General features: G+C 40.2%; 23 protein-coding genes. 9 read left to right on the forward strand and 14 right to left on the reverse strand.

Going from position 1 to position 20503, the window contains the following annotated elements; genetic code table 11:
* Positions 1 to 170: 170 nt before the first annotated feature.
* Positions 171 to 989: an alpha/beta hydrolase gene (locus tag FIV01_RS04540; protein ID WP_152429927.1), complete on the forward strand. Its 819-nt coding sequence runs from the start codon at positions 171 to 173 to the stop codon at positions 987 to 989.
* A gap of 166 nt (positions 990 to 1155) precedes the next feature.
* On the opposite strand, the gene FIV01_RS04545 is transcribed toward FIV01_RS04540, so the two are convergent.
* Entirely contained in the window at positions 1156 to 1674 is a 519-nt protein-coding gene (locus tag FIV01_RS04545; protein WP_114786906.1) for a hypothetical protein, read from the reverse strand.
* 420 nt (positions 1675 to 2094) lie between these two features.
* Complete coding sequence (locus FIV01_RS04550) at positions 2095 to 2583, reverse strand: substrate-binding periplasmic protein (RefSeq protein WP_152429928.1); 489 nt, start codon at positions 2581 to 2583, stop codon at positions 2095 to 2097.
* Positions 2584 to 2790: 207 nt separating this feature from the next.
* Between FIV01_RS04550 and FIV01_RS04555 the strand changes: the two genes are divergently transcribed.
* From FIV01_RS04555 to FIV01_RS04565, 3 genes are all read left to right on the forward strand, one after another.
* The gene (locus FIV01_RS04555; RefSeq protein ID WP_152429929.1) at positions 2791 to 3336 is read left to right on the forward strand and encodes a glutathione peroxidase; all 546 of its coding nucleotides are present in this window, start codon (positions 2791 to 2793) and stop codon (positions 3334 to 3336) included.
* A complete protein-coding gene (locus FIV01_RS04560) occupies positions 3333 to 3800 on the forward strand; it encodes a DUF3429 domain-containing protein (protein WP_152429930.1) in 468 nt (155 codons plus the stop codon). Before FIV01_RS04555 ends, FIV01_RS04560 begins: the two co-directional genes overlap by 4 nt.
* 250 nt (positions 3801 to 4050) lie before the next feature.
* Entirely contained in the window at positions 4051 to 4536 is a 486-nt protein-coding gene (locus tag FIV01_RS04565) for an outer membrane beta-barrel protein (RefSeq protein WP_152429931.1), read from the forward strand.
* Positions 4537 to 4620: 84 nt separating this feature from the next.
* On the opposite strand, the gene FIV01_RS04570 is transcribed toward FIV01_RS04565, so the two are convergent.
* Positions 4621 to 5637 (reverse strand): bifunctional glycosyltransferase family 2/GtrA family protein, encoded by a 1017-nt coding sequence (locus FIV01_RS04570; RefSeq protein WP_172971809.1) that lies wholly within the window; start codon positions 5635 to 5637, stop codon positions 4621 to 4623.
* 430 nt (positions 5638 to 6067) lie between these two features.
* Between FIV01_RS04570 and FIV01_RS04575 the strand changes: the two genes are divergently transcribed.
* Together FIV01_RS04575 and FIV01_RS04580 are read left to right on the forward strand one after the other, a co-directional pair.
* On the forward strand, positions 6068 to 6571 hold the full coding sequence (locus tag FIV01_RS04575) for a Spy/CpxP family protein refolding chaperone (RefSeq protein ID WP_152429933.1): 504 nt from the start codon (positions 6068 to 6070) through the stop codon (positions 6569 to 6571).
* A gap of 343 nt (positions 6572 to 6914) precedes the next feature.
* Positions 6915 to 7838, forward strand: coding sequence for a protein-glutamine glutaminase family protein (locus tag FIV01_RS04580; RefSeq protein ID WP_152429934.1), 924 nt, complete (start codon positions 6915 to 6917; stop codon positions 7836 to 7838).
* A gap of 161 nt (positions 7839 to 7999) precedes the next feature.
* Here FIV01_RS04580 and katE2 read toward each other — a convergent pair whose 3' ends face one another.
* Entirely contained in the window at positions 8000 to 9436 is a 1437-nt protein-coding gene (gene katE2, locus FIV01_RS04585; protein WP_152431653.1) for a catalase KatE2, read from the reverse strand.
* 418 nt (positions 9437 to 9854) lie between these two features.
* Here katE2 and FIV01_RS20860 point away from each other — a divergent pair, with 418 nt between their 5' ends.
* A complete protein-coding gene (locus tag FIV01_RS20860) occupies positions 9855 to 9986 on the forward strand; it encodes a hypothetical protein (RefSeq protein ID WP_281361357.1) in 132 nt (43 codons plus the stop codon).
* 456 nt (positions 9987 to 10442) lie between these two features.
* The gene (locus FIV01_RS04590; RefSeq protein WP_152429935.1) at positions 10443 to 10694 is read left to right on the forward strand and encodes a hypothetical protein; all 252 of its coding nucleotides are present in this window, start codon (positions 10443 to 10445) and stop codon (positions 10692 to 10694) included.
* Positions 10695 to 10792: 98 nt separating this feature from the next.
* Here the strand turns inward: FIV01_RS04590 and FIV01_RS04595 are convergent, their stop codons facing one another.
* Together FIV01_RS04595 and FIV01_RS04600 are read right to left on the reverse strand one after the other, a co-directional pair.
* The gene (locus FIV01_RS04595; RefSeq protein WP_152429936.1) at positions 10793 to 10975 is read right to left on the reverse strand and encodes a hypothetical protein; all 183 of its coding nucleotides are present in this window, start codon (positions 10973 to 10975) and stop codon (positions 10793 to 10795) included.
* A 19-nt stretch (positions 10976 to 10994) separates the two neighbouring features.
* Positions 10995 to 11627 (reverse strand): alternative oxidase, encoded by a 633-nt coding sequence (locus FIV01_RS04600; RefSeq protein ID WP_152429937.1) that lies wholly within the window; start codon positions 11625 to 11627, stop codon positions 10995 to 10997.
* A gap of 524 nt (positions 11628 to 12151) precedes the next feature.
* Here FIV01_RS04600 and FIV01_RS04605 point away from each other — a divergent pair.
* Positions 12152 to 12823: a hypothetical protein gene (locus FIV01_RS04605; protein ID WP_152429938.1), complete on the forward strand. Its 672-nt coding sequence runs from the start codon at positions 12152 to 12154 to the stop codon at positions 12821 to 12823.
* A 174-nt stretch (positions 12824 to 12997) separates the two neighbouring features.
* Here the strand turns inward: FIV01_RS04605 and lafA are convergent, their stop codons facing one another.
* From lafA to FIV01_RS04645, 8 genes are all read right to left on the reverse strand, one after another.
* Complete coding sequence (gene lafA / locus FIV01_RS04610) at positions 12998 to 13867, reverse strand: lateral flagellin LafA (protein ID WP_152429939.1); 870 nt, start codon at positions 13865 to 13867, stop codon at positions 12998 to 13000.
* A gap of 213 nt (positions 13868 to 14080) precedes the next feature.
* Positions 14081 to 16171, reverse strand: a complete 2091-nt coding sequence (gene flhA / locus FIV01_RS04615) for a flagellar biosynthesis protein FlhA (protein ID WP_152429940.1) — start codon at positions 16169 to 16171, stop codon at positions 14081 to 14083.
* A 31-nt stretch (positions 16172 to 16202) separates the two neighbouring features.
* On the reverse strand, positions 16203 to 17330 hold the full coding sequence (flhB, locus tag FIV01_RS04620; RefSeq protein WP_152429941.1) for a flagellar biosynthesis protein FlhB: 1128 nt from the start codon (positions 17328 to 17330) through the stop codon (positions 16203 to 16205).
* Positions 17327 to 18103, reverse strand: a complete 777-nt coding sequence (fliR, locus tag FIV01_RS04625; protein ID WP_152429942.1) for a flagellar biosynthetic protein FliR — start codon at positions 18101 to 18103, stop codon at positions 17327 to 17329. Before fliR ends, flhB begins: the two co-directional genes overlap by 4 nt.
* Entirely contained in the window at positions 18103 to 18372 is a 270-nt protein-coding gene (fliQ, locus tag FIV01_RS04630) for a flagellar biosynthesis protein FliQ (protein WP_152429943.1), read from the reverse strand. Before fliQ ends, fliR begins: the two co-directional genes overlap by 1 nt.
* Positions 18373 to 18384: 12 nt before the next feature.
* Positions 18385 to 19143: a flagellar type III secretion system pore protein FliP gene (gene fliP, locus FIV01_RS04635; protein ID WP_152429944.1), complete on the reverse strand. Its 759-nt coding sequence runs from the start codon at positions 19141 to 19143 to the stop codon at positions 18385 to 18387.
* A 14-nt stretch (positions 19144 to 19157) separates the two neighbouring features.
* A complete protein-coding gene (fliN, locus tag FIV01_RS04640; protein WP_152429945.1) occupies positions 19158 to 19526 on the reverse strand; it encodes a flagellar motor switch protein FliN in 369 nt (122 codons plus the stop codon).
* Positions 19527 to 19528: 2 nt separating this feature from the next.
* The gene (locus FIV01_RS04645; protein WP_152429946.1) at positions 19529 to 20341 is read right to left on the reverse strand and encodes a FliM/FliN family flagellar motor switch protein; all 813 of its coding nucleotides are present in this window, start codon (positions 20339 to 20341) and stop codon (positions 19529 to 19531) included.
* Positions 20342 to 20503 lie beyond the last annotated feature (162 nt).

Here is a 20503-nt window from a genome sequence, read left to right on the forward strand (position 1 = left end):
TGTGTGGGTTAGTGAGTGAATCTAGTCCTTTTATGATGTTTCACCACCAATTAGCTCGATATCAGTATGAGACCTTCATTCATTTCAAACTCGAATTTGTTGTCTAAATATTCAATAAAGCGATACATTAATGGTCAGAAAAATAATTTTACTGCCCGTAGGAGCTTGATTTGGACAACTATGACCACGAATTTAATTTGCGTAGAAAACACCCATTTGGTCGAGTTCACTTAATAGCTAACCAATTACAGAGCGCATGGGCACGGGCTACTATGACTTGTCATCTTGATATTGCTTATGGACCGACGACTGGCCAAACGGTTGATATTTTCCCTGCGGCTCAACCTAATGCACCTGTATTGCTGTTTATACATGGTGGTTATTTTAGGGCCTTAGATAAAAATCAGTACAGCTATATCGCTCGCCCTTATGTTTCTGCTGGCTTTACGGTTGGTGTTATTAACTATGACTTGGCGCCTAGCGTCAGTATAACTGAAATTATTGAGCAAAACTTGGCTGGATTTGAATGGTTAAAAGAAAACATCCATCACTGGAATGGCGATTCAAGAAGAATTGTTCTTTGTGGCCATTCAGTAGGGGCTTATTTGGTGGCTAAAATCACGCAGAATGCGGTAAAAAATGGGAAGGGTGAGTGTATCTGTGCGCAAGTATTACTCAGTGGTATTTTTGATTTAACTAAGGTGCAAAAGTCTTACCTTAACGATGTTCTGTCAGTGACTGAATCAGAGATAGAAGCCAGCCCTATTTTTGTCGACTGCTTCCAACAGCCAGAAACCCTGATTTTAGTTGGTGGAAGTGAAACAGCAGAATTCATTCGTCAGTCAGAGCGCTATCATCAAAAAATGTTGGCTTGTAAAACACGCAGCGAGTATCACTGTGCCGAAAGTCTCAATCATTACACAGTATCACGCCTTCTTGCATCAAGACGAAACTTTCTCCATCACAAGATAGGGGATTTTACCCGTTGAGTTATGTAAGCTTATGGTAGAGAATAGGTATAAAAAGGAAGATTTTTATCTATTTCAAGTTGCTATAGTTTAGATTCAGTGATTACATCTCTGTGTTTAATTTATTTAGAGTATCTTGGCTGGCCAATAAAAAGCGGTGAAGGACTAGGCTTCACCGATTATAGGATTAGTGAATTTCCGTAGTTTTGATGAAACCATCGCCACGACTGCCGGTAGAGCGGTTGATGACTACCCAATAATATGTGCCTTTGCCGGGGTTAGCATAGACTGAGCGACTTGGTCCACCTACAACAGAGCCACTGCCATCAACAAGTTGTAAACTGAGCCAGGCATTGGATAAGTTTGTTAATGAGCCAGATGCACGTTTGTAAGCGCAGGTTTGATCAAACGAGTACAGCATGGTTGAATCGCCAGGCTTTAACTCAGTGAAGTAAAATTTATTTGACAGGGTAAGTCGACACAAGAAGTTGAAAGATTTTGAAAGCTCTGCGAATCCTTTGCTATCCATCTTCTGGCGTTCTTCTTTGTTGAGATCTATTTCGACAGAGCTTTTGGTGACGACGTCTGATTCGAGCTCAACCACGGGATAAGCTTTGCCATCAAGATAAACATTAGTAGGGGCAAAGCTTGCTTGTGCGGAGAATGAACATGCTGCAAGTAATAAAGATAAGTTAATAATTTTCATAATAGATACCTTATTTATAGGAGGAATAATAATTATTTATATCTATTATTTAAACAATATTTATAGCTCTTATTTGTGAGTAAATAATCTATAATGTGTAATGATTAAAATTAACATTTCAAATATTAATATATTGGGTCACATAACATATAAATTAAAAAATAGAAGCGATTATTTTTTAATTCATGGTTTGTCAGTCTTGGTATTGCATGGTTTGTTGGATATTAGAGCCTGATTAAAATTTGCCATAATTGATTTTGATAGGGCATTGTTTTTACTAAAAGCAAGGTACAGTGGTAAAACATCTACCGCCTGTTCTGATACGTGAAACTGGTTTCTATCGAACGATTGCTGTTCTATGTTCCAATTAAAAACCTCTTCATCCATAAGTACGGCGTCAACACGATGTTTCAGCAAAAATTAAATATTTTCGTTAGCAGATTTGGTCTGAAAAAAGTTCACATGCTTGTTGCTAATGTTTCGCCCGTATGCATAACCGGAGACAACCGCTATGCTAATCGAGCGCTCTTGTTGTAAATCTTTATATTGGACTGGCGAGCTTTGTAGGCTGATGAGCTTTATCTGATTGGTGTAGTAGGGCTCGCTAAAGTAGAAATCTTTTTCTCTTTGCGATGTTTTCCAAGCGCCTAGTATCACATCAACTTCACCTGACTTTGCCATCTTATAGGCGCGATTCCAAGGTAATATTTCCACCGCGAGTTCCATCTGTGCTGCGCAAAAAATTTCGTCAACTTGCCGGTGTAGCTTACCTTTGTTCATCGTATCTTTATGAAAATAAGGTGGCCATTCATCTTGAACCCCCCTGACGATTAGAGAAGAAGCACTTGGAGATAGTGTTAGTGTAAGTACAAGACACAGTGATGAATATTTACGCTTCCTCTGCACCATTTCACACTCTTGTTGATATCGAATTATCTTACATTATAGCTAAGTAGACCATGTTGTTGAGACCAATCGGTAATTGATAGGTTTCGTTTTCAACCGATTTGTATTTACAGATCTCGCTATCAGAATGAGCAATGATGCGAATCGAAGTGATCGTTTTATTTGGCGCTATAGTAGTAATAGTAAAAATCACTCACATAAGTTAACCCTATGAAATATCCCATCCTTTGTTGTATTAGTTTACTTGGTAGTTTGACGGCGTTTACTTCCTCTGCAACCACATGTCCAGAGATATTGAGTAGCAAACAACGCCTGCTGAACTCGACTGAAAACATCGAGTTGTGCGAAGCGTTTCAAGGTAAAACGCTTTTGGTGGTCAATACGGCAAGTCAATGTGGTTATACCTCTCAGTTTGAAGAGCTTGAAGAGTTATATCAGACATACAAAGATAAGGGCTTTACTGTCATTGGTTTTCCAAGCAATGATTTTCGCCAAGACAGGGGAAGCGAAGAGCAATCTGCTAAGGTATGTTACCTCGATTACGGCGTCACTTTTCCAATGATGGCGCGTTCTTCTTTAACAGGCAGTAGCGCCAATCCGGTCTTTACCCAAATACAATCTCAAGCCGGAGTGAAGCCCAAATGGAACTTCTATAAATTCCTTATTAATAAACAGGGCAAGGTGGTGGCAACCTTCCCTAGTTCGACATCGCCGGTGAGCTCGACTCTTAAAAATGCTATCGAGCAGCAATTATGAAGTCTGATGGCGTAGTAAGGACTCACACTAGAGAGACCATGACCAAGCTTGGCTACATGGGGCTGATCCCTTTTGTGGCTGGGTTGTTTGTATCTCTGACAGGTAGCACACTGTTTGGGCTCAGTGGTGAAGCACTTTTTATCACCTACAGTGTTGTGATTTTAAGTTTTTTGTCGGGCATCTTATGGGGTAGTGGCATTGAAAACTTTGAAAATCCATGGAGCAATAAAGCGCTAGTTTTGAGCAATGTTATCGTATTAGCAGCTTGGTTGTCTGTCTTGGTTGGAGAGAACAATGAGTTAGTCAGTTTACCGATTTTACTTACGGGGTATATTGCTGTTTGGCGGGCTGAAAAGTTAATGCGTACAGAAAACCAGAGCGCTGGGCCAGACGGTTATTTTGATATGCGGACAAGGCTGACATCCAGCGTTGTTTTGATGCATGGTATAGTGCTGTTGACTTAGGCATTTCAAGGTAGGTGGTTTATCTGATATTGCACCAGACAGCTATGATGGGGGATAGGTGTCCTCATAGTATGGTAAAGGAGGTTCAAACCTTAACCATATTTATAGGTAAACCCGTCATGTGTTTTCCTGATAAATCCTTATATTTTAATATATTACTTTAATTTGACATATGTACAACGCGCTATACATATAGTATTTTGACATTTTTGTTCTTAAGCAATGTAAGAAAGTCCATTAAAGGTGTTAAATGAAAAATACAATTATAGCGCTAGCGTTAATCGGTGTATCGGCGTCTGCTTCTGCCGACTCTTGGTTATACGGAGGGGCATCTATTGGTCAATCTGACCTTAACTCGGAAGATACCACCACATACTCAGTTCATGTAGGGACTGGAATCTTACCTTTTATCGGTGTTGAAGCGGGTTACAACAATTTTGGTGAGTTTGATTTTGGTAATGGCAAGGTTGAAGCTTCATCATTTTACGCTGCGCTCAAGCCGAGTATTAACTTTGGCCCTTTACAGGTATATGCAAAAGCAGGAGCTCACTATTGGGAGCAAGATTCAAGTACCATTAGCTACAAAGATGAAGACGATTTAGACTTTATGTGGGGAGTCGGTGCTGACTACGCCATATTTGGTCCTGTATCTCTGGGTGCGAACTATATGAACTACTCAGTTGGTAATAATGATATTGATACAGTGTCACTGACAGTATCTTTTAACTTCTTATAAGTTAAATTTCGGTTTATATTAAATGATATCCTGCCTCATAATAGGCAGGATAGTTTATTTATACTTGAATTATTATATGGATAGTTAATTTTTACGAAACACAAAATACCTCTGAATAAAAAAGCTGGAAATAAACAGTAAGCATTCTGCTATGAGTTTCGCATACATGGTTGAAATGCCACTCCCTATGAGTGATTGCGTTAAAATCATGGATGAAATCAGGAGTATAATTGCTAGAAAAACGTACTTTACTATTGAATGATAACCTTCCCCATCTGATTTAAAAACAATCCGTTTTGACATTGTGTAGTTGTAAAAAGCAGAACACACTCTTGCGACAATAAAAGATTTCATCGTTGAGTCAGTAGACAATAAGATGAGGTAAAAAAGTAGGTAGTCTATCAATGCACTTGATATTGAAATGCCCGTAAAACGCAAAAAGGTCCAGTAAATTCTCATTGAGTCCATGAATGGATTAAAGTGGGAGGAGCTATTGTCATCAATGTATATAGTCTCAATATCGATTTGTTTTATCATGCATTTCTCACGAGTAGCCAAGAGCAGCATTTCTGTCTCAAACTCATAACCATTAGATTCAATCGACAAACACTTATTGGCAAGATCAGTTGATAGGTATCTAAGTCCTGTTTGAGTGTCGGTAATAGGAATTTTGGTCACGAGTTGGAAGATTTTTTCCGTGATCGCATTACCTATTCTACTTCTAAATGGCACTTTGCCATTAAAAGCACGAGCACCGAGTAATAGACTATTGCTTTGACCACATTGGTACCTTGACTCGTTTAAAGTTCGTATGATGTCTTGTGGTGAATGTTGTCCGTCTGCATCTGCGGTAATGATGCCAGTGACTTCTGGCATTGTGTTAATAATGTAGGAGAAACCGGTTTTTAGCGCTTGGCCTTTACCCAAGTTTGACTTGTGGTTAAGGATAACGAGCTGGCTAAGGCTTTTTAACTGTTTGAATATATAGTTACATTTATCACTTGATCCGTCATTTACCACCACAATAGAACACCGACATAGTGTTTTTATTTCCGAAACTAGGTGTATAATGGCATCACTTGGGTTATATGCCGGTATCAATATTACCTTTTCATTTGAAATTATAATAATAGCCTCTCTATTATTTATAAGTGATGTTTATGCGGATTGATTTTATCTACATTTTTTTAAAAAAACTTTTAAAATCTGATTAATGATTATTTACTTATGGTTTTAAACCATAATAAAACCAAATGATATGTTTCAATATTTAAATCATAGGTAAAATTAACACTTGATCCGGTAATCTATCTTAAATAAACATACAGAACTGACAAGAACATTTTGTCAAAGTTATGTTTTAAAAGCACTTGATGAGTATAGAAATGTAGTAACTAGGTAAATTTTTAATATAAATAGGAACTTTTACTATGAATGCATTGTCTAGAGAGTTCATAGTATTATTTTAACTAGTCAGGCTTATTTATATTTGCCATGTCTATTTATATTTTTAATTTATTTGTGAGGATATATGAAACATTATTTAATTGCTGCGGTATTGACCTTTGCGAGCTTACCCACTTTTGCTGATAATAATCAACCCGATACTGTTGAGTTGAGCCAGCAAGCGAATCAGACTGTGAAAACAGCGAAAGTCGCACCACCAAAGCCTTTTGGTTTAGAGAGTATTACACTAGAGCAAGAAAGCAAAATTAGACAGATACAGATTGATCTACAAACTAAAACTCAAGCTTTAAACCCGAGTCAGGAGAAAATGGCCAAGGAAGTAGAGCAGTGGACCAAGTTGGTGCAAAACGAGAAGTTTGATGAAGAACAAGTAAAGCAAATCCTTCGTGGCTACAACGAAAAGCAACTTGATATTCAGGTGATGAAAATTAAAGCAGAGCATGATATGTATCAGGTGCTCACTCCTGAGCAGAAAAACACTCTAGCTGAGCGTCGTAAAAAGCAGCAAGAACAAATGAAATTAATCATGCAAAAGGCACAAGAAAAAGCAAAGGCACAAAATAAGTAGTGCCATTTTAGCTCCCTCTTAATAAAAAGCTCGCTTGCTCTATCATTGGTAGAAAAGCGAGCTTTTTCTTTATTTATAGCAGTTCTAACTTGCTGTTACTCGTCGTTTAATCCCAATTATAATTTTGTTCTATTGTCACATATGCATTTATAATGGTTATACAAGAAAAAAATATTAGGATGTATTCCAAACATTTAAATATTAAAAACCACCTCATGCTTAATAAGATTTATATTTAAAAATCGTTTTTATTTACTTATTAAAATGAAATTATAAATATGAAAGGAATCACGATTATGAATGATAAATATTTATTTATTAAAAACCGCGTAGGGGTATGCTAGTGAGGTATTTAATATGTTTATGGATTGCAAGCTTTTCTGTATATTGCAGTGATGACTTGGAAAGTTCAAGCACATATGTACGTCATGAGTTATTTTCTTCTGCAAGAGCTAGTGATGAAGACTATAAAGCCAATCTAGAAATGAAGAGAAAACTCTATGAGAAATTCTATGAAGTCGAGTCAAAAGGTTCAGCATATGATCTAAGCCTGCCAATAGAGGAAGCAGATTATAGCTCAGTTCAAGAATTAACCAGCATAGAAGAATTGCACCAAATGTTTTTGATCGCTAGAGATACCAAGTTTCTTCAGCAAGCAACGTATGATGGTTTAGAGGTTCAACCTGATCCTAGCATTGAACCTAGAAGAATATCTTGGCTTTATCCTCATGATGGGTGTTATGCCAGAGCAGGAATGGCGGCAATTTATATCGATAGAAATTTTAGTATCAGACTAAGTAAAGTATTTGTTTATGGCAATCTTAGTGCTTATTCCGATTATGAAGAAGATCATGTGGCTACGTGGAATTATCACGTAGCTTTGGGAGCTAGGGTTGAAGACAAAGTATATATTATCGATCCTGCTTTGAACTTTGACGAAGCAATACCAATTGAAGATTGGTATGAACTTATTACGTATGACTCTCCAGAGGAAATTAGCAATTTAACGGTCAGCGTTTGTGATACGAATACTTACGGACCATACCAAAGTTGTCATCATCCATTTGCACCTGTTGTATCTGGACCACCGGGTATGCAAACGGTTGAGTTCATGAATAACTCAGACGCGAAAGAAGATGAAGAAGGTGTTAACATAGAAGGGTATTTATACAGAGAGTGGGACAATCTGACACTGCTAGGCTATAACCCTAACGAGCTTCTTGGAGACAACCCTCCTTGGCTTGATTCTAGCGAAGCTGTTAAGTAGAGCAAAGCTGTTTAGTTGATTTTGTGTTTTCTCTTATAAAACAGATACCACTATATGATGTGGTATCTGTTGTTTGGATAGTGCGATAAGGCTTGTTATTCAACTAGAGGTTTGCTCTAAGCATAAGATTGTAGCTCTCGAATGATCGTCTTATCTAAACTTTAATCAAGTCCAAGAGCTGCTCTGAGTCCTTTCCCATAATCTTCATCAGCTTGGAAAGCATGGTTAATATGGCGTTCTTGAATTTCTTTTGGCACCCCTTGCATGGCGCGAGCCGTATTATCAAACAATGCTTGGCGCTGTTCGTTATTCATTAGGCGGAATAAATCACCAGCTTGACTAAAGTAATCTTCATCGACTCTATGATCATAATGATCCGCGTCCCCATGTATACGCAGTGGTGGCTCTGAAAAATCAGGTTGTTCGACCCACTCTTGTTTTGAGTTTGGTTGATAACCGATAGTAGACCCATAGTTACCATCTACTCGCATTGCTCCATCACGGTGGTAGCTGTGAACTGGACATTTAGGTGCATTGACAGGGATTTGATGGTGATTGACGCCAAGACGATAGCGCTGCGCATCGCCATAGGCAAACAAGCGTCCTTGTAACATTTTGTCTGGTGAGAAGCTAATACCTGGGACGACGGCTGCCGGATTAAAGGCAGATTGTTCAACTTCTGCATGGAAGTTTTCTGGGTTTCGGTTTAGCTCAAACTCACCGACAGGTATAAGCGGGTAGTCCGTTTGTGACCATATTTTAGTTAAATCGAATGGATTAAAGTTAACCTTATCTGCCTCGAGCTCTGGCATGATCTGTACATACATCTTCCATTTTGGAAAGTCTTTATTTTCAATTGCTTGATAGAGATCTCTATGGTAGCTTTCCCGATCGCTGCCTATTATTTCAGCGGCCTCTTGGTCTGTCAGGTTCTTAATACCTTGTTGAGTTTTAAAATGAAACTTAACCCAATAGCGCTCTTTATCGGCATTGATGAAGCTAAAGGTATGACTGCCAAAACCATGCATGTGACGGTAAGATGCAGGAATACCACGATCACTCATAACAATCGTGACTTGGTGAAAGGCTTCAGGAAGTGAGGTCCAAAAGTCCCAGTTGTTGATGGCACTTCGCATATTGGTGCGAGGATCTCGTTTCACCGCATGGTTTAGGTCAGGGAACTTTAGTGGGTCGCGCAGAAAAAATATCGGTGTGTTATTACCGACCAAATCCCAGTTTCCTTCCTCGGTATAAAATTTGAGTGCAAAGCCTCTAATGTCACGCTCTGCATCTGCAGCGCCTCGCTCACCCGCAACAGTGGTAAATCGAGCAAATAGCTCGGTTTTTTTGCCGATTTCTGAGAAGATCTTTGCTCGCGTGTATTTTGTAATATCATGAGTGACGGTGAAAGTACCATAAGCGCCAGAGCCTTTGGCATGCATACGTCTTTCAGGTATCACTTCGCGATCAAAGTGAGCTAATTTTTCAAGAAACCATACATCTTGGAGTAGTTGTGGACCCCGAGGCCCAGCCGTCATTACATTTTGGTTATTGCTGACAGGGCAGCCTGCAGCAGTAGTTAGCTTTTTAGTCATTATCTCTTCCATATTAAGTTTCAGTGTTAAGGTCAATTCGCCTTATTTGAACTGCTTTGCCATAGGGCATTACACCATGTATATCTCTGATTTGAATGTGGTTAAAGATAAAATTATTAATAATGGAATAAGTAATACTTATAGGCTAGATAGTAAATTTTATGTCTTTGAATTTTTCTTCAATTCGATAGGTGTCATGTTTTATATTGAAGGGTTAAATATTGGTTAATGTGATAAAAAACCAAAATATAACGAGTCTAATAACCATATTTGGGGTTTAAGTCTAACTATATGTTTTTTATGGTTTTAGATAATTAAATAATCCATTATATTTTCGATCTCTAATTAACAAGTTGTTAGCAATGGGTTCGCATTTATAAAACTACAACCTATCGTGACGCTTTACATATAAGGTCATACAATGTCTAAAAAGCTAATTTTATCTCTTGCTATTCTTTTCTCTGCTGCCACTTCGACTGCTGCTGGTCTTTGCCCTGATGGTGAAGTCTCCTTTTGTGACGGATTTGGTACCTGCTTTTGTTCACCTCTATAATGTTACGAGCTTAGATTAAGTAACACCGCATCTGGCATGCTCTCATAACAGCTTCATGATATAAATCAACAATATCGAGTGACGTTTTCCTATAAAAAGCAAACCAGCTGGTGTGAGGCGATCTCTTGATAACTGGTTGGAGTGTAAAGTAATTAACACTTTTGATGCATTGCCTTATGTAAATGTTGAGGTTGAAAGGCTGTAGTTAAAATGAGTACTTGAGGGAGTACTATCTCTTCTTGTTTTATCATTTAACCTTAAAGAGGGGCAAATCGACAGATTAGAAAAAGCGGCAATTTAATGACTGTTATCAGCGTCGTTTTTTTGGCAAATCAATCATTATGCCGTTAGCTCCTTTCATAACTTTATGACTAATATCAAGATTAATCGGATCGCTACCTCTGTGGCACAGGATATGCTTCTCTGACGATATGAGAAGTACTGGAGTCACAAACAATGAGCGTAAATTTATTATATTTGATTAGTAAAGGAATTAAGGTATCGACACCCTTCCATTTAATGATGGACTTTTTAGTGTTGGTTATGTGTGTCTGTATACCAAAGATGATTTTCTTTATTTTACCAGCGATACCAGAGCATATTGCTATGGGTACCATGGTAATGACAATCGGTGTCTTTATGGTGGCTCTGACTAAGTTCGGTCTTATGGGATGGTGGTCAACCGAAGATGAACGTGACGCTATATAAAGGTCAGACGTTTATTTTTCTTTGAATACCTAGCTAAATCACAGGTACATGTTTACGGTAAAACCTGTCCTGTGATCTTCTATCCATAGCCTGCGATTTTATTGATTGAACGTTAGATAATGTTTGATTTTCTGCCAGCTTGATGACATAAAGTTTTGGCGAGATTTGCTATCTCTAGATTCATTAGCGTAAAAAAGCTCACCTTTTTCTGTCATCAAGTGTGAAATACCCACTGAAAGTCCAAATTCAGCTTCATCAATATTGTGGTTGTTTTTTGCCATAATTCCTCCTAACAGGGAGCTAGCTTTGGTGCTCTGGAAGGTCTTGAAATTTATAGGCATCAGCAATGTCGTGGTTTTTATCTCTATGTTTGGCCTCATCTTGGCGGATGCACTCTAATACATCTAACAGCATGGCATTTTCACCCAACTGGTAATAGCGAGCAGCGATCTCTGGCGCGGGAGAGTTTTCAACCGTGCCGTCCAATACCTTATCGATAAATTCGCTATAGCTATTGCAGGCTTCTTCTTCGAAATAACCAACAATGCGGTGAGCGGTTTTTGAAGAGATAATGTAAATGACACCGTAAACTAGAACGAAGAAGAACTGTATCAACATTACTAACGCACGTTCTAAGATTGAGGGCCGAGTAATGCGTAAAAATATCATCAGATGCATGCGTTCGTTGTCGGCTTCGTCAAGTAGCTCTTTTATCCAACCACCATCATCTTTCATTCTGCGCAGTGCTTTGAGGTGATTAAATACGCCTGCTACCATGCCGGGAACGGCTGCAATGGTTTCAAGTAACATAGCCCGTCGAGCATACTTACCGCCGTAGAAAAGGTTTAATGTCTTTTTAAGCAGCTTGGTTACCAGCAACGCAATCTTTTCTGAAATACTATTAGGTTGGTAATGTTTATGTTCAAATTTCATAGCAAAGTCTCCTATTCTGATAGTTAACTTACATATTTCATGCCATGTACTAAATCTATGTATATAATGACCTTTCTTATAATTTAGATGTCATTATGACTCTTTGAGGTTGGGTCATTATGACTCTTGAGGTCTGTTTGACTCTTTTGGGGCGGTTGTAAAATAGTCATTAATAATTTTTGGGTGGAGTGTTAGAAGGGCTGGTCTAAGTAAATTTTGTGAGGTGGAGTAAAAGTCTTGAGTAGAAAATAAGATCAACCATGTTGCTAACATTGCAATGTCAGGTTTTTACCTGATTAAATTCTAACCGGTTAAGTGCTATTTTCACTGGGAACTATGCGTTTATCTCCAGATAAACTCTTCTTTAGTATTAATTAGTAAGCACAATGAGGCTACAAATGAGTTCGATTTCACCCACACATTTATTTCATCGATCTTGCCAAGATAACTTGCCTGACAAATTATCAGATCCCGTTGAGGACACGGTGCAACTTACCAGAAACAGCTCGTTCAGTGATCTTCATATGGAAAACGATCCTGCTGTAATTTCGAATGAATTCTGGCGTAGTCGTGACGGCGATAGGATTGTAAAATCAGCTTGCGAAAAAGCCTTTGAGGATCTGGGGAAAGAAAAAGACGTGGGGTTTAAGAGCAGAGCTATTAGCATCTTTAAACCATCACAAGCTGAGAAGCAGAGGCAATGTAAGGAGTTTGAGACCAAGCGAGATGCAGTTAATCAGCATTTAATTAGTTATGCTGCGCGCAAATGGGATTTATATCTTGAACAACTTCCTCCAGAGTTGGCACGAAAATATGCATCTGAAGATAATAAACGTTCAGTATTAGGTGAAGTATCCACTTGGTTAAATGTAAGCTCAGGGGCTGGTAAAAGTGCACTAGAGAGTGCTGCCATGAAAGAATTGGGTCAATACAACTTGACCGATATTACGTTGATTTTCGAATTTAAAGATTTGCGCAAAAATGTAAGGGATTCTTTAACTCAAAAGCAGTTTATCGCTATACATCGAGAGTTGAATAACATAGTCGATGAATATTGTGAGAAAATGAATATCTCTGTAAATGGAAAGTCACTTACTTGTTCTTCGGTAGATGAAATATTCAATCAGGCAAAGGAAAAGCTTGAAGCAAAAATTTCAAAAGAGAACAGACAGGCCTTTCAAACACTGAGGTGTTAATTTTATCTATCTCGCGCGAATTGATAGAAGTGTTGAGTAAATGTGCCTTTGAGCATATTGAAAAAAGCCCTCAAGCTGCGCTTGAGGGCAAAGTTACCTGAGGCATTCAACGGGTATGATAGAATGCGGAGTAACAAGTTTACGGAGTAAATATTAGAAGGGTATGGATGTCTATTAACGAAGTAGAGACATTGCCATTCCAGGTAGCTGATTAGTTTGAGAAAGTACAGTTGTACCCGCTTGCATCAGCATCTGGTTCTTCGTCATGTTAGAAGACTCAACAGCAAAGTCTGCATCAGTGATACGACCTTTCGCCGCAGCTGTGTTCTCAGAGATATTTGCTAGGTTGTTGATTGTGTGCTCAAGTCGGTTGATATTTGCACCTAGAGTCGAACGAACAGTATTGATTTTATCAAACAAACCATCCACAACAGCGATTTGAGCGTTAGCGTTAGCGTTAGAGTCTAAATCACCTGTTGATGAAAAGTCGATGCCTTGTAAATCAGCTGCAACATTTACTTCGAGAGTTTCGCCGCCAGAAGCGCCAATTTGGAAAGTAACCGCTTCAGAAAGTTTACCGTCAGAAGTTGCTGCACCGCCGCCAGCACCACCAGTTGTTGTACCTGATAGCAGCTTTTGTCCAGCACCGTATGTGGTTTGCTCCATAATACGTACCGCTTCTTTTTCAAGCTCTTGGTACTCTGCGTTTAACGCAGCAAGCTCAGTTGTGCCGTTTGTGCCGTTCGCACCTTGAGTTGCAAGATCTTTCATGCGGTATGCAATGTTAGTCAACTCTTCTAGAGCACCATCTGCAGTTTGAAGCATAGAAATGGCATCTTGAGAGTTACGCATAGCAACAGACATACCACGAGTTTGCGCTTCAAGTTTGTTAGCGATAGTTAGGCCAGCTGCATCGTCAGATGCAGAGTTAATACGCATACCTGTACTTAGGCGCTCCATCGCAGTCGTCAGTAGGTCGTTTGTGCTGCTTAGCGTGTTTTGCGTAACAAGTGATGCGTAGTTAGTGTGCATTGATAAAGCCATCTTGGTCTCCTTGGTTGGTAACAATACTCAGATGTTGGCTTCAGGATTTCCCCTGGTCACTAACAAGAGGCGGACGCTGCTTGTTTGAAATTAATAAAAAATTTAACTTTCGATTAAAATTGATGATTATTAGACGTTTTTAGTGATATTCATTCCATTAACTGGCCCGTTCGGACCAATTAATGGAGATTGAGAATCAATCGATTATTGCGATTACCCTAAGTTTCCGACAATATTAATTTGCTTAGTTTCGGGAATTTCGTTGTAAGATAAAACGGCCAGACCTGCTGAAAAAGTACGAGCATATCTGGCAAGTAATGGGCGAAGCTGCGGCATGACAAGTAAAATAGGTGCTAGCCCTTGCTGTTTTAGCTGCTGCTTAATCAAAGGCAAGTTTTGCTGAAATTGCCCAAGAATATTAGGCTCTACTGGAAAGCTATCTAGATTCACACTACCGTTAGACTGTGCTTGCTGGAGTGACGTCATCAGCATCTGTTCCAATTCATCTGATAAGGTATAGACCTTTAGCTCATCGTTGGTTCCGGCGATGAGACTAACCAGAGTTCGCCTTAATGCACAGCGAACATCAGCGGCCAGTAATATTGGATCCGTTGTCTTTTCTGATGACTCAAGCATAGTGTTGGCTATGGTTCTAATGTCTTGCAGAGGCACTTGGTCAAGCAGTAACTGACGAAATACTTTTAGTTGCTGAGCTGGATTTAATGCTGCCCCTAAAGCTTCAGCGAGTTTGGGGGCTTGTTGGGTGAGCCTTTGCATCATGGCATCAACATCATCGTGATTAAACAGCTCTGAGAGATGAGTTTTAATGACTTTACTTATATGAGTTGCAATGACGGTTGCGTCATCCACGACCTGATAACCCATATTGAGTGCTTTGGCTTTATCACTGTGCTCGATCCACACCGCAGGTAACTGATAGGCGGGATCGCTGCCAAGAATGCCATCTACTTCCCCATAGGTTTCTCCTACGGCAATCGCCATTAAGCGCTGAGGCTCAATCAAACCTTGTTCAATCACTTCTCCATTTAGGGCTATCGTGTATTGATTTGGCTTAAGGCTTAGATTGTCACGGATACGAACTTCAGGCAGTAAAAAGCCAACTTGCTCTGAAAGGTTACGTCTTACACCTCTTATTCTTTGGGTGAGTGGTGCGCCTTGCTCTTTATTCACTAAGTGAACCAAACGATAGCCAAGCGAGAGAGAAAGTGTGTGTACATGTGGAATATCCTCCCAACTTAGCGGCGTTTCATCTTGCTGCATCGCTTGGGTCATGACTTCAACTTGCTCAAGCTCGGGATCGTAAAAAGCGGTTTTGTTTTGTCGCCAACCTGCAAAAGCTAATGCCGCCGCGAAGCTAAAGAAAGCAAGGTGCGGCATGCCGGGTACCATGCCAATAATCAACATTACTGCCGCGACCGTAAACAGGGTTTTAGGAGAGGCTAACAATTGTTTTTGCATAGTGTCTGATAGCGCGTTATCACTATCGTTAATGCGAGTCACTATGATTGCAGCAGCGGTTGCAAGCAACAGCGAGGGGATTTGTGCGACTAGCCCGTCACCAATGGTCAGCAGGGCATAGGTTTTAAATGCTTCAGACGCGGCAAGCCCGTGCTCAAAAACCCCAATACTGATACCGCCAATAATATTGATGAATAAGATCAATAGACCAGCAATGGCGTCACCCCGTACAAATTTAGATGCGCCATCCATAGAACCATGAAAATCGGCTTCATTGGCGACTTCTTGTCGGCGGCGGCGAGCGCCTTGTTGATCAATCAGCCCCGCATTGAGATCCGCATCTATCGCCATTTGTTTGCCGGGTAAGGCATCCAGCGTAAAGCGGGCTGACACTTCTGAAATACGCTCTCCCCCCTTGGTAATAACAACAAAGTTAATGATCATCAAAATAACAAAAATGACCATACCCACCACATAGTTACCGCCAATGACGACTTCACCAAAAGCTTGAATGACCTTACCAGCAGCATCACCGCCATTATGACCTTCAAGTAATACCACACGAGTAGAAGCAACGTTGAGGGTGAGCCTGAGTAGTGTAGCGATCAGCAAAATAGTTGGGAAAATTGAAAAGTCCAACGGCCTCTTGGCTGTCGTGCTGACGAGTAAAACCAAAATGGCGAGCACAATGTTAAAGGTAAATAAGGCATCAAGTAACAATGGTGGAAGAGGGAGGATAACCATCGCCAATATCATGAGTAAGACCAGCGGTATACCGACATAGCCTTTGGTGGAGTTTTGTATCTGCGCTATCCGATTGAGCATGAGCGGGTGTCCTTGGGTTAATAACGGATGATCAATGTTGTAAGTGCTTGGGAATTGCTAAATGAGGTAAAGGCATCGGCTTTTCACCTTTGCCCGTTTTGAATGCTTTTAGTTGCATCACGTAAGTAAGAATATGAGCAATGGCAACGTATAACTGACTTGGTATCGCTTGTTCTATCGCTGTGGTGTGATAAATGGCACGGGTTAGGGGCGGAGTATTGATGATTTCAACTTGGTTATCGCGCGCCACCCTTTGAATGTGCATTGCTGTTTCATCGATACCTTTTGCTACAACGAAGGGCGCATCTGAGCGGCTTAAATCATATTTGATTGCCACAGCATAATGAGTGGGGTTGGTGATCACGACATCAGCATCTGGCACCATTTTATTAATCTTCCGGCGAGCAAATTGCTGTTGAATTTGACGGATGCGCTGCTTGACTTCAGGTCGACCTTCGTTGTTTTTAAACTCTTCTTTTAGCTCTTGTTTCGTCATTTTGAGCTCTTTTCCATGCTCCCATTTTTGGTAAGGAATATCGATCACACCAAATATGAGAAGAGCGAGTCCCATGAGTAGTAGGCCGTCGAACAAGATTTGCATGATATTTATGACTCCTTGTGTAAGAGGCAGTCTTTGCATACCTAGCAGAGGTTGAAGGTGATTGCTCAAATAGGCATAAAGAATGGAGAAAATAACCAAGACTTTAATAAATGACTTGATAAGCTCAACCAAGGAACGGCTCGAAAACATTCTTTTGATTCCCGTAACAGGGTTCAACTTACTCAGTTTTGGTAGCGTATTGGCCACCCGAAATATCCAGCCTCCAAGCACCATAGTACTGGCTAATGTCACTAAAATAATGACGACAAACAAGGGTAGGAGCAAAGTGATGATCACGCCGAGGCTATGTCCAAGTTGCTCGATCATTTGCATTGGATTTTCTAGATCTTGCCTTGTCAGGGACATATTAAAACGAAAGATACCGGCGATATTGTCCCAGATCACAGAGATTTGACTGTCAAAATACACTGCAACCACCAGAAATAGCGCGGCAGTGGTGAACTCTTTCGCTCTAGGAACTTGGCCTTGTTCACGTGCTTTTTTAATCTTCTGTGGTGAGGCTTTTTCCGTTTTATCTTGAGAAGAAGATTCGCTCATCCGCCCCCCGTCATATATTGGTTTAGGAATCTCAGCGTATCGTTGACCAATATGGTGTAACGACCCGGTACGCCAGAAATTGAAATTAAGACGCTGAATAAACCCAACAGCATAGTCATAGGAAAACCAAGAGCATAGACGTTGAGGGAAGGCGCGGCTCTGTTCATGACGCCAAAGCTGATGTTTGCCAGTAACATGGAAACAATCGCAGGGAGAGCGAGTGCGAGTGCTGAAGCAAACATCCAGCCAAAAATGTTGATTACCCCTTTGAGTGAAGCAGAGGTTAGCCCGGAGCCGACGGGCCATAGGGTGAAACTCTGGATAAGAACATCAATAACAATAAGGTGCCCTTCTAGAGACAGAAACAACAAGGTACTGAAGATCAGAAATAAACGACCGAGAATGGCGACCGACATACCGTTAACAGGATCGTTCATAATGGCCATACCCAGCCCCATTTGCATTGAAATAGTTTGGCCTAGAGTGGTGAAAATACTAAAGAGTAAATGGAGAATTAGACCAAAGAACAGGCCCCAAATTGCTTGCTCAAAAGCCAAATAAAGCGATGTGAATGAAAAAAGGTCAACCGCTGGCATAGCAGGCATTAGAGGAGCAGCAACCACCACAATCGATAGCGCTAATAGGCTACGAACCCAGACAGGTATCAAAGCATCACCAAAGAAGGGCATTGAGATAAATACTGTACCCACTCGAAAGAATGGCCACCAAAATTGGCCAATCATGCGTGAAATGTCTGCAAAGGTAATATCCATTAGCCGATCATTCCCGGAATGTTATGGAACAAGTAATCAAATAGCTCCATGATTTTTCTTAGCATCCAGTGACCTGAGAATATCACCATAAGCAGAGTGACAAGCAAGCGTGGTAAAAAGCTCAGGGTTTGCTCGTTGATTTGTGTGGCAGCCTGAAAAATAGCAATACCCAGTCCGACAATCAGCCCAGGTAAAACTAATACCGCAACCATTAAGATGATTAACCATACTGCGTTGGAGAACAGAGTAACCGTCATTTCTGGTGTCATGATGTCTCCTTGCTATCCAAAACTGGCCGATAGGGTACCCACTGTCATGGCCCATCCGTCGACTAAGACAAAAACAACCAATTTAAAGGGTAAGGAAATAATCAGTGGTGACAGCATCATCATCCCCATCGCCATCAAGACGCTCGCCACAACCAGATCTATGATTAAGAAAGGAATAAACAGCATGAAGCCAATTTGGAACGCAGTTTTGAGTTCACTGATCACAAAGGCTGGAAGAATGATAGCCAGTGAAATGTCCTCAACTTGTGAGTCTATGGGCTCATTAGCAATGCGCATCATTTGCTCTAACGAGTTTTGCTGAGTTTGAGCCAGCATGAAATGTCTAACGGGCTTTTCTGCTATCGAAAAGGCTTCTACTAACGTGATGTCACCTTTATCGTACGGTTGGAAAGCATTTTGGTAGATATCGGTCCAAACAGGTCGCATGATCAGCAAAGAAAGTGCCAGAGCAATACCCACCAACACCCTATTGGGAGGGCTTTGCTGAAGGCCAAGAGCCTGACGAAGAATGGCCAGTACGACGATTATGCGCGTGAAGCTGGTGGCCATAAGAATAAAAGCAGGCAGAAAACTTAGCGCAGTCATCAAAAGCAGAATTTGCAATTTAACGCTGTATTCTTGCTGTGATGTACCATCAGAAACAGAGAGGATGGTTAAGCCAGATTCACTGGCAGCACAAGGGAAACCAATGAAGAGAATTAACCAACCAATATGCGCTATCCACCTCATCAAAGAAGAAGATTTAGTCATTTTTGTCTTAGCCTTTACTGAATCGCAGAGGTAAGAGCTGAATCGACAACATCAATAAGTCTTAGGCCATATTTTTCGTTGACCACCACCACTTCAGCATGTCCCATTAATGATCCATTGACTTTAACATCAAGCGGTTCTCCGTTGAGTTTATCAAGTTCAATAACGCTTCCTGAACCTGCTTTCATCAGCTCGCCAAGAGCAATATCTTTACTGGCGACCTCTAATGTGACGGTAACAGGGATATTTTTGAAAAAACTTAAGTCACGCTCTGGAGTGTGAGAGGTGAAATCTAAGTCTTCGTTAGGTGTTTCCTCAAGTTGAAAATCATCGAAGTCCAATTCATCGGTATTAAAAGCTGGGATATCCGTTGACTCGCTCATTACTAAGATTCCTTATCATGGTTAAGAATTAAAACTAGTTGACCGTCATTGTCTGCCACTGTGCCATTGAATAAATGCTGCTGCCCAATGCTGACAGGAACCGAGGAGAGTAACTCTACGGGCAAGATATCTTTGGGCTTTAGTGATAAGAGCTCACTAAGGAGCATGCGTTTTTGACATAGTAAAGCGTTGAGTTTGACTGGTGTGGACTCGAGAGATTGGCAAAAAGGAAGATACATGGACTCCTTAGGTTGTAAATCTAACTCTTGAGTCAGCGTATCGACGAGCGCTTCATCTAGCTTGATATGGATGTTACCTTGGTGATCGTCGAAGTTGATATTGATAGAGGCATACAGCCCCGTTCCTTGAGCTGGCTCAAAGTCACATCGAGTCCACATTTCCTGCGGTGCCAACCAAGTCGCGATAATGGTCCCGACTTTTTCTTGAAGGCGAAGATCGCTGTTACTAAGCTCACTACAGTTTCGCTCTAATTTCGTAGCATAAAAACTATCGGCAAGTTTAATTAAGGTTGGAGTATCAATAGAAGTAAAAATCTTACCGCCAGACTGATGATTAAATGTACTTATTAATGATTTATTCATTTCATCCACTGAGAAGGTGTGAAGTGAAACAATATTGATATTACATTTGATATTATATGATTTTAACCAGTTCTGAAGTTCATAGGTTAAAATATTGCACGAGTTTGATATTAGATAATCCAGTTTATCTCGAATTATGTGAATTGGCTTTCCCAGAGACTCAACACCTAGGGTTTGAAAGTCTGGAATAGATATCTTTCTGAGAGGTTTCATTTATATTTTACCATTTCATGACAAATCGCTTATATAAATTTCTACCTTAATTTATTGCATTATTCATAGATTTTTTTGTTGCAAATAAGTCTTGTTTATTAAATTTGTGACTTTACTCCATATGTTGATTTTAATTCCTAATTCACATCTTCTCATTAAAAA

The organism is Vibrio aquimaris (genome assembly GCF_009363415.1).
Classification (GTDB): domain Bacteria; phylum Pseudomonadota; class Gammaproteobacteria; order Enterobacterales; family Vibrionaceae; genus Vibrio; species Vibrio aquimaris.